Origin of the sequence: Allorhizobium sp. Av2 (assembly GCF_021462805.2) — a bacterium.
Classification (GTDB): domain Bacteria; phylum Pseudomonadota; class Alphaproteobacteria; order Rhizobiales; family Rhizobiaceae; genus Allorhizobium; species Allorhizobium vitis_G.
Map to the genome: position 1 here is coordinate 2581324 of NZ_CP192696.1, position 13346 is coordinate 2594669.

At 58.3% G+C, this 13346-nt stretch carries 13 protein-coding genes; all 13 read left to right on the top strand.

The window, feature by feature from the left end:
* Window positions 1-36: 36 nt before the first annotated feature.
* The 13 genes from FS819_RS12325 (at window position 37) to glmM (ending at window position 13258) form a co-directional block, all read left to right on the top strand.
* Window positions 37-495, top strand: a complete 459-nt coding sequence (locus tag FS819_RS12325; RefSeq protein ID WP_234624530.1) for an NUDIX hydrolase — start codon at window positions 37-39, stop codon at window positions 493-495.
* On the top strand, window positions 492-1001 hold the full coding sequence (locus FS819_RS12330; RefSeq protein ID WP_156550933.1) for an NUDIX hydrolase: 510 nt from the start codon (window positions 492-494) through the stop codon (window positions 999-1001). The genes FS819_RS12325 and FS819_RS12330 overlap by 4 nt, the downstream gene beginning before the upstream one ends.
* A complete protein-coding gene (locus FS819_RS12335) occupies window positions 991-1551 on the top strand; it encodes a DinB family protein (RefSeq protein ID WP_156550934.1) in 561 nt (186 codons plus the stop codon). The genes FS819_RS12330 and FS819_RS12335 overlap by 11 nt, the downstream gene beginning before the upstream one ends.
* Before the next feature lie 11 nt (window positions 1552-1562).
* Window positions 1563-2012, top strand: coding sequence for a tol-pal system-associated acyl-CoA thioesterase (ybgC, locus tag FS819_RS12340; RefSeq protein WP_156550935.1), 450 nt, complete (start codon window positions 1563-1565; stop codon window positions 2010-2012).
* Window positions 2013-2485: 473 nt separating this feature from the next.
* On the top strand, window positions 2486-3205 hold the full coding sequence (gene tolQ / locus FS819_RS12345) for a protein TolQ (RefSeq protein WP_015917018.1): 720 nt from the start codon (window positions 2486-2488) through the stop codon (window positions 3203-3205).
* 49 nt (window positions 3206-3254) lie between these two features.
* On the top strand, window positions 3255-3713 hold the full coding sequence (gene tolR, locus FS819_RS12350) for a protein TolR (RefSeq protein WP_015917019.1): 459 nt from the start codon (window positions 3255-3257) through the stop codon (window positions 3711-3713).
* A 9-nt stretch (window positions 3714-3722) separates the two neighbouring features.
* Window positions 3723-4892, top strand: a complete 1170-nt coding sequence (gene tolA, locus FS819_RS12355; protein ID WP_015917020.1) for a cell envelope integrity protein TolA — start codon at window positions 3723-3725, stop codon at window positions 4890-4892.
* A 52-nt stretch (window positions 4893-4944) separates the two neighbouring features.
* Window positions 4945-6252, top strand: coding sequence for a Tol-Pal system beta propeller repeat protein TolB (tolB, locus tag FS819_RS12360; protein ID WP_156550936.1), 1308 nt, complete (start codon window positions 4945-4947; stop codon window positions 6250-6252).
* A 231-nt stretch (window positions 6253-6483) separates the two neighbouring features.
* Window positions 6484-7017 (top strand): peptidoglycan-associated lipoprotein Pal, encoded by a 534-nt coding sequence (gene pal, locus FS819_RS12365; protein ID WP_060718216.1) that lies wholly within the window; start codon window positions 6484-6486, stop codon window positions 7015-7017.
* Window positions 7018-7233: 216 nt separating this feature from the next.
* Window positions 7234-8235 (top strand): tol-pal system protein YbgF, encoded by a 1002-nt coding sequence (gene ybgF, locus FS819_RS12370; RefSeq protein ID WP_156550937.1) that lies wholly within the window; start codon window positions 7234-7236, stop codon window positions 8233-8235.
* A gap of 59 nt (window positions 8236-8294) precedes the next feature.
* Window positions 8295-9584, top strand: coding sequence for a tRNA lysidine(34) synthetase TilS (gene tilS, locus FS819_RS12375; protein ID WP_197433984.1), 1290 nt, complete (start codon window positions 8295-8297; stop codon window positions 9582-9584).
* A 123-nt stretch (window positions 9585-9707) separates the two neighbouring features.
* The gene (gene ftsH / locus FS819_RS12380) at window positions 9708-11636 is read left to right on the top strand and encodes an ATP-dependent zinc metalloprotease FtsH (RefSeq protein ID WP_041698195.1); all 1929 of its coding nucleotides are present in this window, start codon (window positions 9708-9710) and stop codon (window positions 11634-11636) included.
* A gap of 269 nt (window positions 11637-11905) precedes the next feature.
* A complete protein-coding gene (gene glmM / locus FS819_RS12385) occupies window positions 11906-13258 on the top strand; it encodes a phosphoglucosamine mutase (protein ID WP_156550939.1) in 1353 nt (450 codons plus the stop codon).
* Window positions 13259-13346: the final 88 nt, after the last annotated feature.

A 13346-nucleotide genomic window follows, 5' to 3' on the forward strand; every position in this document is an offset into this window, starting at 1 on the left:
CGCATCCGCATCAAACAGCAGAGCCGCATCTTCCAGATGCGCATTGCGGGCTTGGCTTTTCGCAACGGCCATGTGCTGGTGCATCGCGCCGTGCATGAAAAATTCTGGACCTTTCCCGGAGGACGCGCCGAAATCGGCGAGACCTCGCAGGAAACATTGAAGAGGGAAATGGCCGAGGAACTCGGTGTCGAGGCCAGGATCGACAGGCTGTTGTGGAGCGTCGAAAACTTCTTCCACTACGAAGGCCGCGACTGGCACGAACTGGGCTATTATTATCTGATGCACCTGCCAGACACCCTGCCCTTCCACGAGAAGGACATCATTCACCGCATCCAGGATGGAAAGAACGCGCTGGAATTCAAATGGGCACGCGCCACCAAAGAGGCGTTGACCGCACTGGATATTCCACCCTATTTCATTGCCGACGAGATTGAAAACCTGCCCCGAACCTCACGCCATCTGGCGTGGAACGATAGCAATCTGGACGACAAATGACCGTTGAACGCCACATGATCCGGCTGGATAAAAAGCCGCAATTGTTTACCTTTCGGGTGGCGGGCGTGATCCTGCAAAACGATCATCTGCTGGTGCAAAGAAGCGTCAATGAAAGCTATTGGGCCTTGCCGGGAGGCCGAGCCGAAATTGGTGAAAGCAGCGAGCAGACGATTATCCGCGAAATGCAGGAGGAAATCGACCGCACGGTGCGCGTCGAGCGCCTGCTTTTCACGACTGAGGTTTTCTTTTCTTTTGATGATTACCGCGCCCACGAACTAGGGTTTTACTATCTCCTGGGCATGGATGTGCCCCTGCCCTTCCATCTCGATGATATTGTCCATCGCGTGATGGATGGTCCCACCGAGGTGCTCTTTCGCTGGGTGCCAGCAACGGCAGCGGGTTTTGCAGCTTTTGATATCCGGCCAGCCTTTCTGGGCAATTATATGGGGCAGTTGCCAGAGCGTGCAGAACACTTGATTGTGGATGAGGACAGCAATGACCATTGATCCCTGCCGTATCTTTCGCAAGATGGCCCGCAACAATACCTTGGCCAATGCGAGATTGCTGGGTGCCTACGCGCAGCTTCAACCGGGTGAGTTTGAAGCGCCGCGCACCAGCTTCTTCCCCTCCATTAAGGCAACCCTCAATCACATTTTGACCGTCGATTGGTTCTATGTGGATGCCTTGGAAGGTGGCACGCTTGGTCCGGCGGCCTTTGACAATGAAGAGCCTTTTGAAACGGTCGACGCCTTGCACAAGGCCCAATCCGCTGTTGATCAGCGTCTTCTAAGTCTATGCGATGCCCTCACCGCTGACGCGCTTGCCAAAGACGTCACAGTACATCGCGAGACGAGGCTGCAAATTGAACGGTGTGACGATCTTCTCTTCCATCTGTTCCACCATCAAACCCATCATCGCGGTCAGGTCCATGCCATGCTGGCTGGAACCAGTGTCAAGCCGCCCCAGCTCGACGAGTTCATAACGGCAACGGATTTCCGCGACCGAGCCGATGATATGCGAAAGCTGGGTTGGACCGAAGCCGATCTCGGTCATTGAAAAGGCAAACTATGAACCCTGAATTTTCCCTGAGTGGCCAACTGATCGAAGGCGGCCATCGTCTCATCCAGCGGGTCTATTATGAAGACACGGATTTTTCCGGTCTGGTCTATCACGCCCGCTATCTGCATTTTCTTGAGCGCGGACGCACCGATTACCTGCGCTGCCTGGGCTGCGAACAGAGCGAGTTGATCAATGCCGACGAGGAAGGGCTGGTTTTCGTTGTGCATCGCATGGAGCTGGATTTCAAAAGCCCGGCGCGGATGGATGATATCCTTGTTATCGAGACCATCACCGAAAAGGCCGGAGGCGCCAAGATGGTGCTGCGGCAAACCATCAACAGTGGTGACCGCCGGTTGATTGAAGCAAAAGTGGTGATTGCCGTCGTTAACAAATTTGGACGCCCGCGCCGTCTCCCCGAGACGATTGCCGAGAAGTTCCTCGGCTTCACCCCTGGCTGACAGTCCGGTCAAGAATTGCTGCTGGCCTGGCGAAAATGGTGATTTCGAGAGCCGAAGCGGTTTTCGTTCTAAAATGTTGACGCATCAGGCAAGCACAGAAATTGCCATTCGCAGGCGGCCAGCGGCGATTATTGGACAGGCTATGATAACCTATCGTTAACAATAATGATGTCTTACTAACCTTGCAGTGCTTTGTGCGCCGCACGCCTTCCTTTGACCAAATTTAGCGGCAAAAAGGCAAGCTGGGTGCTTTGGGGATGGCGGATCGCGTTGATGAAACGCCACCGCGCCTATCTGCACATCAGTCATACAAGTGCATGATCGATCACACTGCCTGGTAGTGCAGATATGATTGCATAGAAAAACGAATTTGTTACAGCGTTGTTTGCGCAAGCCCGCGTGATGCGCAAACAACGCTGTAAATCCGCCCGGTCTCTTTACGTCCGGGCGTCTGGATTTTGGGAACGGTAGCGATGGAACAAGTAGGATTGGCAGCCGCAAGCCACGACGTGAGCCTTTGGGCCCTGTTCATGCAGGCCGGCTGGGTCGTGAAAATCGTGATGATCGGGCTTCTGGGCGCCTCCGTCTGGACCTGGGCAATCGTCATCGACAAATATGTCAGCTTTGCCAAGGCACGCCGCCAGTTCGACCAGTTCGAACAGGTGTTCTGGTCCGGCCAGTCGCTGGAAGAATTGTATCGCACGCTGGCCGAGCGCAACAATACCGGGCTTGCGGCTATTTTCGTCTCCGCCATGCGGGAGTGGAAGAAGAGCTTTGAGCGCGGCGCGCGTTCGCCCATCGGCTTGCAGATGCGTATCGACCGCTCAATGGATGTCACCATGGCACGCGAGGCCGAACATTTCGAAGCCCGTCTTGGCTCGCTGGCCACTATCGGTTCGGCTGGTCCCTTTATCGGCCTGTTCGGCACGGTTATCGGTATCATGACCTCGTTCCAGGCGATTGCCGGTTCGAAATCCACCAATCTGGCGGTCGTTGCCCCCGGTATTGCCGAGGCGCTGCTGGCAACAGCCATCGGTCTGGTCGCCGCTATTCCAGCCGTAATCGCCTACAATAAGTTTTCCGGCGAAGCGGGCAAGCTGTCCTCGCGCATGGAAGGCTTTGCCGACGAGTTTTCCGCCATACTGTCGCGACAGATCGATGAGAAGCTCCAGCCTCGCCAGGCGGCGGAATAAGGCTCCAGTCTAGAACGACTGGGCAAGGTCGGCGAAAGGAATTGATCAGATGGGCATGTCGGTAGGAGCAAATGGAGGCGGCGGTGGCCGTCGCGGCAGCAGGCGCCGGGGCGGCAAACGCGGTCCCGTCAGCGAAATCAACGTCACGCCGCTCGTCGACGTCATGCTGGTGCTGTTGATCATCTTCATGGTTGCGGCACCAATGATGACGGTTGGCGTGCCGATTGACCTGCCGGAAACCCAGGCCAGCGCCATGAATTCCGATACGCAGCCGATCACCATTTCAGTCAATCCGGCTGGCGAAATCTATTTGCAGGAAAGCCCGATCCCGCTTGAGGAAATCGTTCCCAAGCTCCAGGCTATCGCCACCACGGGTTACAATGAACGCATCTATGTACGCGGCGACACGGCTGCTGCCTATGGCACGGTCATGAAGGTCATGGCGCGCATTTCTTCGGCTGGCTACAAGAATATCGGCCTTGTGACCCTGCAAGAACAGGACAAGTGATCTTTCGAAATGAAAGGCAGTCTCGTCACATCTGCGATTTTGCACGCAACGCTGCTGGCCATGGCGCTGGTGACGATTAGCGCGCCTGCGCCCATGCAAGTCGCCGATGTCGAGGCCCTGCCCGTCGATATCGTGCCGATCTCGGAACTGACGCAAATTCAGCAGGGTGATAAAAAAGCGCCGAAGCGCGAAAAATCGGCACCCACCCCGACCAAGAAGCCGAGCACCGTTCAGAACGCGGAAAACATGGGCGACAACGAAGTCGACATGAAGACCCCGCCGACGCCGTCGAAAAAACCGTCGCAGCAGGAAACGGCAGCAGCTCCTGAAAAGGTCGACAAGGTCTTGCCGACGCAGGACAACGAAACCAATGACGTCAAGGAAATTGCCAAGGAAGAGACGGCGGTAGCCCCTTCCAAGGAAGCCGTGCCGGTGCCGAAGGACGTGCCGACCCCGACGCCCGAGCCAAAGCCGGAACCACCGAAGCCAGAACCGCCAAAGCCGGAGGCCAAACCAGAGCCGAAGCCGGAAGCAAAGCCGCAGGAAGTCGCCAAGGCAGAAGACATTCCGCTGCCGACCAGCGTTCCCCTGCCTGCGTCCAAGCCGAAGCCGGAGCCGCCAAAGCCTGCGGAGACCAAGACGCCTGAGCCAAAGCCAACGGAAGCCAAGCCGAAGACCGAGGCCGCCAAGGCACCTGATGTGAAGAAGGCTGACAAGAACCAGCAGGCGGCCAAGGCGAAATCGTCCAAGGAAAGCGATTTCAATGCCGATGAGATCGCCGCGCTCCTCAACAAGACCGATGCTGCCGGTGGCGGTGCCAAGCGCTCCACCGAACAGGCGGCGCTGGGCGGCAAGAAGACCACGGGCGGCTCGACACTCAGCCAAAGTGAAATGGACGCCCTGCGCGGTGCAATCCAGAACAACTGGTCGGTGCTGTCAGGCATGGGCGATGCCCAGGGCATGGTGATCCGCGCTCATTTCAAACTGGACGAGAGCGGCAATCTGATCGGCGAGCCGGAAGTGACGGCCACCGGCGGATCGCCTAGCGCCCAGCAGGTGATGATCTCAAGCGCGCGCCGCGCCATTCTGAAATCCGTGCCGTTCAAGAACCTGCCCGTTGAAAAATACGATGCCTGGTCCGAGGTTGTCGTCAACTTCGATCCAAGCGAATTCATGTAAAAGCGAATTCATGCCCACACGAATTCATGTAGAAGCTGAAAGGCTTGCCCTTATGAAGACATTCTCACTCCTGCGTATCCTGATCGTCCTCGTCGGCATGGCGGGCGCCTTTGCCACGCCGGCCATGGCGCTGGTCGAGATCAACATCAATAAGGGCAATGTCGAGCCGATGCCGATCGCCATTCCCGATTTCCTGTCGGCCAATGGCATCGGCGCGAAGATCTCGGCGGTGGTCGAGGCGGACCTCAAACGCTCCGGTCTGTTCGCCCCGGTCAATCACGGCGCCTTTATCGACAAGCAGATCAATCCCGATCAGGCGCCCAACATGCAGAACTGGACGGTGCTGAACGCCCAGGCCCTGGTGGTTGGTCGCATTACCCAGGAAGGCGATGGCCGCTTGCGCGCCGAATTCCGCCTGTGGGACACCTATGCGGGCCAGCAGATGAGCGGCCAGCAGTTCTATACCCAGCCTGAAAACTGGCGTCGCGTCGCCCATATCATCGCCGACGCGATCTATGAGCGCATCACCGGTGAAAAAGGCTATTTCGATACCCGCATCGTCTTCGTGGCCGAAAGCGGCACCAAGACCGACCGCAAGCGCCAGCTGGCCATCATGGACCAGGATGGCGAAAACGTCCGCATGTTGACCAACACCGCCAATCTGGTGCTGACGCCGCGCTTTTCGCCGAACCGCCAGGAAGTCACCTATATGTCCTTCGAGGGCAACCAGCCGCGCGTTTACCTGCTGCAACTGGAAACCGGACAGCGCGAAGTGGTCGGCAATTTCCCCGGCATGACCTTCTCGCCGCGCTTCTCGCCGGACGGTCAGCGGGTGATTATGAGCCTGCAACAGGACGCCAATAGTAACATCTACACGATGGACCTGCGCTCGCGCACCACCACGCGGCTGACCAGCACGGCGGCCATCGATACCTCGCCGTCCTATGCGCCGGACGGACGCCGGATCGCGTTTGAGAGCGACCGTGGCGGACGCCAGCAGCTTTACGTGATGAATTCAGACGGTTCTGGCCAGACCCGCATTTCCTTTGGCGAAGGCTCCTACTCCACCCCGGTCTGGTCGCCCCGCGGAGACTTGATCGCCTTTACCAAGCAATCGGGCGGAAAATTCTCGATCGGAGTGATGAAGCCGGATGGTTCAGGCGAACGACTTCTGACCACCGGCTTCCATAATGAAGGCCCGACCTGGGCGCCGAACGGCCGCGTGCTGATGTTCTTCCGCCAGGCGGCGGGCTCCGGCGGGCCGCAGCTCTATTCCATCGATCTGACAGGCTATAACGAGCAATTGGTCAAAACACCGAGCTTTGCGTCCGACCCGGCATGGTCGCCGCTTCTCGAATAGCATGGTCATCGCCTTCCGGCCCCCGCCGGAAGGCGATTGCATTTGATGACCGGTCGTGAATTAAGTAAAGATTAACCATGACCGTTTGCTTCTGGTTAACCAGGATTGATTAGAGTTCGGCAACCACGATTGACACCAGCGTCAATCGGCACTGCTCACACGGACCGCCCAACCGGCTGCCCACCATCACTGCACAATGACTGCCCCACACTACTTGCAAGGAGATCGGCCATGAGCCGCACTGTAACCCCGGTAATGAGCCGCATGCAAAAGCTTGCCAGCAACCCCGCCATTCTCGCTCTCGCCATGACGCTGGCGCTGGCTGGCTGCGCTTCCAAGAAGAACATGCCCAACAGCGCGTCCGAGCTTGGCCTTGGCGGCGCAGGTGCTGCAACACCCGGCTCCACCCAGGACTTCACCGTCAATGTCGGCGACCGGATCTTCTTCGATACCGACTCAACCTCGATCCGCGCCGACGCCCAGCAGACGCTGGACCGCCAGGCTCAATGGTTGCAGCGTTATTCGCAGTATCCGATCACAGTCGAAGGCCATGCCGACGAACGCGGCACTCGCGAATACAACCTGGCTCTCGGCGCGCGTCGTGCCGCCTCCACCAAGGCTTATCTCGTGTCGCGCGGCATTCCGGCCAACCGTATCAAGACTATTTCCTACGGCAAGGAACGTCCTGTCGCCACCTGCGACGATATTTCCTGCTGGTCGCAGAACCGCCGTGCCGTGACTGTTCTCGGCGGCGCTGGAATGTAATTCACGAAATCGTGCCTGCATTCATGACAGAAACAGGGCGGTCTTCGGGCCGCCCTTTTGTTTTCTTCACACTTTGGCCGAACTCGGTTGCTTTTTGCAAAGAACAGAGAAAAGCTTTATTGGCAGACATCGCAGGCTTGACGGTCGATATTCGACAGCAAAGCCTGACGGGCGCACATCAATCGGGCGATAACAAACAAAACAGGAACCACATCGATGAAGAGACTTGTCGTGGCCGGGATGGTGGGAATGACTGCAATTCTCGCCCCCCCAATCCTCGGAGTCCAAGCGGGCAGCAGTGCCTTGGCCTTTTCGCTGTTCGAACGTCAGAACACGCCACCAGCGCCAGTCAGCGACATGCCAGTGCAGCAGGTCCAGCAGCAGGGCAGTGACATCGTTCAAGTCCAGCAATTGCAGGACCAGATCCGCCAGTTGAACGGCCGAATCGAGGACATGAGCTACCAGCTGCTGCAAATGCAGGAAACCATCCGCAAGGCGCAGGAAGACAATGAATTCCGATTCCAGGAGCTGGAAAAAAAAAGAAGTGACGCAGGCTCCCCCGGCCAGGCCAGCCCGTCGGTAGCGGCGCGCCAGCCAACTGGGGGCGGTGACGGCGTCGGCCAGATTATCGGCGAAACCGCTGGCAGCCAGGCAACAAACCCGGCTGGCGGCGGTCGCTCCGCGGCCCCCGGTGAAATGACGCTTGGCTCAATCGAAATGGACAACAGCGGCAATCCGGTCGGCGCCAGCGTCAATGGTTCGGCAGGTTCCAACGCCAGCACCCTGCCGGGTACGGCCCCCACCGGCCAGGGCGGGACCAAAACCGCGTCGCTCGGCGGCGAGCAGGATCTCTACCAGATTGCCTATAGCCATGTGCTATCGGGTGACTACAAGGCGGCGGAAGGCGAATTCCGCGATTTCATCAGCCGTTATCCGAAAAGCGGCAAGGCCGCCGACGCCAATTTCTGGCTGGGCGAAGCGCAATATTCGCAGGCCCGCTACAAGGATTCGGCTGAGACCTTCCTCAAAGCCTATCAAGGCTATGGAAAATCACCCAAGGCCCCGGAAATGCTGCTGAAACTCGGCATGTCGCTGGCTGCTCTCGATAATAAGGACACCGCCTGCGCCACCTTGCGCGAGGTGAACAAGCGCTATCCCGACGCCTCCAAGGCCGTCCAGAACAAGGCCGCCAGCGAGCAGAAGCGCCTGGCTTGCTGATGCCGCCCGACACCGGTTTGGACACACAGCTTCCGGGCCACGACCGACTGGGCGATTTCATGACGGACACTCTATCCGCCGTCCCTCCTGACGCCGCCATTGCCGCTTTCCTTGACAGAATAAACCACCCCCTGCGCCTTCTGGTGGCGATTTCAGGCGGCAGCGATTCGACCGGCCTGCTACTTGCGTTGCATGAACAGCTGCACGCCATGCCAGCAAAACCCGTCACCCTTCACGCCGCCACCATCGATCACGGTCTTCGCGATGGCTCCGCCGCAGAAGCCGAAACGGTTGCAGCGCTTTGCGCAAGGCTCGGCATTCCCCATGAGATCCGCCGTTGGGCAGGCGACAAGCCGAAATCAGGGGTTTCCGCCGCCGCCCGGGCCGCCCGCTACCGGCTGCTCGCCGAGATCGCCAAGGAGATCGGCGCTGCCGCCATCCTGACCGGCCATACCGCCGACGATCAGATCGAAACCATCGCCATGCGCGCGGAACGCAGCCGAAATCCTGAGGCGACCGGCCTTGCGGGCATGGCCTGCTCTGTCCTATTTGAAAATTCTATCTGGATCACCCGACCGCTCCTGCGCTCGCGCCGCCAGGCAATCCGTGCATTCTTGCAGTCTCGTCAACTTGGCTGGATCGATGATCCCAGCAATGACAACATCGCCTATGAGCGTGCCCGGATCCGAGCCCGCCTCACAACGGCTCCGCAGATCGGCATGCCACACAACGAGCGCCTGTCTCTGTCGCAACAGGCCGCCACGCTGGTCTCCACCCATGCCACCATGCCTCTGCCGGGGCTCGTTGATATCGATAACGCCCTGTTTGAGGCGCACCGGGCGATCCTTTGCCATGCTTTGCAGGCGTTGATTGCAACCGTTGGAGGCCAGCCGCATGGACCGGGGCAGGACGCGCTTGTGCGGCTTATCGCCCTTTGCGAACAGCCGCCTGGTGCCAGACTGACACTGGGCCGCTGTCTTGCGCATCGTCATCGCCATGGCATCTATCTGGTCCGTGAAGGGCGCAATCTGCCGCATGGTCGTGTGAAACCAGGTGAGACCGTGCTGTGGGACGGCCGCTGGAAAATCAGCAATATCGACCGGATGGAAAGCCCGGTGCAGCCGGGTGGAACCGAAACAGATCAAAAGGCCACCGACCTGCCCGCCTCGCCCCTGCCCGTTTCATTGGCGGCGCTGGCCCGCCAATCTCTCCCCGGGATCGGTCCAAACCTGCGAGCCATACCTATTATTGCGCCCTACCAGGGGTTTCTCCCGGGGTTCGACTGGCCGCTCGCCGTGGCTTTGGCGGGTCTTTTCGACGCACCAGGCTTTTTATCACCCTGTTTTTAAATCTTATTGACGGAAAACGAAGTCGGGGCCGCGCTTTGCCTTGGCAAGGCGCTTCAGGAAACCTATGTTACTGTCCGACGATACGGCGTTTTCATGCGCCGAACATTTTTTCTGGGGAGTTCGATGAACCCAAATTTTAGAAATCTCGCGCTGTGGGCGATCATAGCTTTGCTATTGGTCGCGCTGTTCAGCATGTTCCAGACGTCTCCGTCGCAAACAAGTTCCCGCGAGATTCCCTATTCGCAATTCTTGCGTGAAGTTGATTCGGGCCGCGTTCGCGACGTTACCGTCACCGGCAACCGTATCATTGGCAGCTATGGCGAAAACGGCGCCGCCTTCCAGACCTATGCCCCGGTCGTGGATGACAATCTGCTTGAAAAACTGCAGACCAAGAATGTGATGATCGTTGCTCGTCCCGAATCCGACGGGTCTTCCGGCTTCCTCAGCTATCTCGGCACGCTGCTGCCCATGCTGCTCATTCTTGGCGTCTGGCTGTTTTTCATGCGTCAGATGCAGGGCGGTTCGCGCGGTGCGATGGGCTTTGGCAAGTCCAAGGCCAAGCTTTTGACCGAAGCGCATGGCCGCGTTACCTTTGAAGACGTGGCAGGCGTGGACGAAGCCAAGCAGGATCTCGAGGAAATCGTTGAATTTCTGCGCGATCCGCAGAAATTCCAGCGTCTGGGCGGCAAAATTCCGCGCGGCGTGTTGCTGGTCGGTCCTCCCGGCACCGGTAAAACCCTGTTGGCCCGTTCGGTCGCAGGCGAGGCCAATGTGCCGTTCTTCACCATTTCCGGTTCGGACTTCGTTGAAATGTTTGTCGGCGTCGGCGCAAGCCGCGTGCGTGACATGTTCGAACAAGCGAAGAAGAATGCACCCTGCATCATCTTCATCGATGAAATCGACGCTGTCGGTCGCCATCGTGGTGCGGGTCTTGGCGGTGGTAATGACGAGCGCGAACAGACGCTGAACCAGCTTCTGGTCGAAATGGACGGCTTTGAGGCCAATGAGGGCATTATCCTGATTGCCGCCACCAACCGTCCGGACGTTCTCGATCCAGCCCTGCTGCGTCCAGGCCGTTTTGACCGCCAGGTCGTCGTGCCGAACCCCGATATCATTGGCCGCGAGCGCATTCTCAAGGTGCATGCCCGCAACGTGCCGCTGGCTCCGAATGTCGATCTCAAGGTTCTGGCCCGTGGCACGCCCGGTTTCTCCGGTGCGGATCTGATGAACCTTGTTAACGAAGCCGCTCTGATGGCAGCACGTCGCAACAAGCGCGTCGTCACCATGGCTGAATTCGAAGATGCCAAGGACAAGATCATGATGGGTGCGGAACGCCGCTCCTCCGCCATGACCGAAGCCGAAAAGAAGCTGACCGCCTATCATGAGGCTGGCCATGCGATTACAGCGCTGAACGTGCCGGTCGCCGACCCACTGCACAAGGCAACCATCATTCCGCGTGGCCGCGCCCTTGGCATGGTCATGCAATTGCCGGAAGGCGACCGCTACTCCATGAGCTACAAGTGGATGGTGTCACGTCTGGTGATCATGATGGGTGGCCGTGTTGCCGAAGAAATCACCTTCGGCAAGGAAAACATCACCTCTGGCGCGTCTTCAGACATCGAGCAGGCCACCAAGCTTGCCCGCGCGATGGTAACCCAATGGGGCTTTTCCGATATTCTCGGTCAGGTTGCCTATGGTGAAAACCAGCAAGAAGTGTTCCTCGGTCATTCCGTCTCGCAGAGCAAGAATGTCTCGGAATCAACCGCGCAGAAGATCGACACCGAAGTGCGCCGCCTGATTGACGAAGCCTATACCGAGGCTCGTCGGATCATCACCGAGAAGCATGATGCCTTCGTTATTCTGGCCGAAGGTCTGCTGGAATATGAAACTCTGTCGGGTGAAGAAATCAAGGCGCTGATCCGGGGCGAAAAGCCAACCCGCGACAGTGGCGAAGATGGACCAACCCGCAGCTCTGCGGTTCCCTCTACCGGTAAAAAGGACGCACCCAAGGGTGGCGAACCGGAAGCCGGACTGGAACCCCAGGCGCATTGATCCGCCAAGTCTCGTAAAAAGACCTTGATATTGGTCACAGAACGAAAAACCGCCCTTTGAATGGGCGGTTTTTTTATGTGGTAACGGGTTATAATCAATGTTGACGGTAATTTAAGTGAATGCGCCGTTAAAACATGCGATGAGCGATGAAAGAACGGCGGACGGCCTGCGCACATAGGCATTGCCGGTAAATGCGATAGGTAAAAACAAAGAAAAGAGCATTTCGCGAGCTAAAGACGGCGAAAAAGCTTTGGACCTCAGGAGACATCATGACACGACGTTATTTCGGAACCGATGGTATTCGCGGACAGTCGAATGTCTTTCCCATGACGCCGGATCTCGCCATGAAGGTCGGCATTGCCGTCGGTACTATCCTCCGGCGCGGCCAGCATCGTCACCGCGTGGTGATTGGCAAGGATACCCGCCTCTCCGGTTATATGCTGGAAACGGCGCTGGTGGCTGGCTTTACCGCCGCGGGCCTGGATGTGTTTTTGCTTGGCCCGATCCCGACGCCGGCTGTGGCCATGCTGACCCGCTCGCTGCGCGCCGATATCGGTGTCATGGTCTCCGCCTCGCATAATCCCTTTGCCGATAACGGCATCAAATTGTTCGGCCCCGATGGTTACAAGCTGTCCGATGAGCTGGAAGCTGAAATCGAAGCCCTGCTGAACCAGGAAGCACCCCTCCCCTTGGCCAGAGCAGAGGATATCGGTCGGGCCAAGCGCGTCGATGGCGACATCTATCGCTATATCGAATTCGTCAAACGCACATTGCCGCGCGATGTCACGTTGAGCGGGCTTCGGATTGCCATCGATTGCGCCAATGGCGCCGCCTATAAGGTCGCGCCCACGGCCCTTTGGGAATTGGGTGCTGAAGTGGTGACCATCGGCAACGAACCGAATGGCCTCAATATCAATCTGGAATGCGGCTCCACCCATACGGCTGCGTTGCAAAAGAAAGTCCATGAGGTGCGCGCCGATATCGGCATCGCGCTCGATGGCGATGCAGACCGGGTGATCATCATCGATGAAACCGGGGCAATCGTCGATGGCGATCAGTTGATGGCGGTGATTGCCGAAAGCTGGGCCAATGACCAGACCCTGAAAGGCGGCGGCATTGTCGCCACAGTGATGTCCAATCTCGGTCTGGAGCGCTTTCTGGGTGGCAAGGGCCTGACGCTGGCCCGCACCAAGGTCGGCGACCGCCATGTGGTCGAGCATATGCGCCAAAACCATTATAATATTGGTGGCGAACAGTCGGGCCATATCGTGCTGTCGGATTTCGGCACGACCGGCGACGGTCTGGTTGCCGCCCTGCAAATCCTCGCAGCGGTGAAGCGCACCGGCAAGACGGTCAGCCAGATCTGCCACCGTTTCGATCCCGTGCCGCAATTGCTGCGCAATGTCCGCATTTCCGGCGGCAAGCCGTTGGAAGACAGTTTCGTGCGTCAGGCCATTGCCGATGCAGAAAACGAACTGGCCCGCAACGGCCGTCTTGTCATCCGCCCGTCCGGCACCGAACCGCTGATCCGTGTCATGGCCGAAGGCGACGACCGCAGCCAGATCGAGCGCATCGTCAACGACCTGATCGGCGTGATCGCCAATAGCCGCGAAGCGGCGTAAAACCTCATCATTGCAACGGAAAAAGCCCGGCTAATCCATAGCCGGGCTTTTTGCATTGCGTTCATTGCTCCGCTTTCAGCGGCGCAGC

Coding starts and splice junctions, on each gene's coding strand:
- tolB (WP_156550936.1), top strand. CDS start 4,945: ATGAAGACATTCTCACTCCTGCGTATCCTGATCGTCCTCGTCGGCATG.
- FS819_RS12335 (WP_156550934.1), top strand. CDS start 991: ATGACCATTGATCCCTGCCGTATCTTTCGCAAGATGGCCCGCAACAAT.
- tolQ (WP_015917018.1), top strand. CDS start 2,486: ATGGAACAAGTAGGATTGGCAGCCGCAAGCCACGACGTGAGCCTTTGG.
- pal (WP_060718216.1), top strand. CDS start 6,484: ATGAGCCGCACTGTAACCCCGGTAATGAGCCGCATGCAAAAGCTTGCC.
- tolR (WP_015917019.1), top strand. CDS start 3,255: ATGGGCATGTCGGTAGGAGCAAATGGAGGCGGCGGTGGCCGTCGCGGC.
- ftsH (WP_041698195.1), top strand. CDS start 9,708: ATGAACCCAAATTTTAGAAATCTCGCGCTGTGGGCGATCATAGCTTTG.
- ybgF (WP_156550937.1), top strand. CDS start 7,234: ATGAAGAGACTTGTCGTGGCCGGGATGGTGGGAATGACTGCAATTCTC.
- ybgC (WP_156550935.1), top strand. CDS start 1,563: ATGAACCCTGAATTTTCCCTGAGTGGCCAACTGATCGAAGGCGGCCAT.
- FS819_RS12330 (WP_156550933.1), top strand. CDS start 492: ATGACCGTTGAACGCCACATGATCCGGCTGGATAAAAAGCCGCAATTG.
- tolA (WP_015917020.1), top strand. CDS start 3,723: ATGAAAGGCAGTCTCGTCACATCTGCGATTTTGCACGCAACGCTGCTG.
- FS819_RS12325 (WP_234624530.1), top strand. CDS start 37: ATGCGCATTGCGGGCTTGGCTTTTCGCAACGGCCATGTGCTGGTGCAT.
- glmM (WP_156550939.1), top strand. CDS start 11,906: ATGACACGACGTTATTTCGGAACCGATGGTATTCGCGGACAGTCGAAT.
- tilS (WP_197433984.1), top strand. CDS start 8,295: ATGACGGACACTCTATCCGCCGTCCCTCCTGACGCCGCCATTGCCGCT.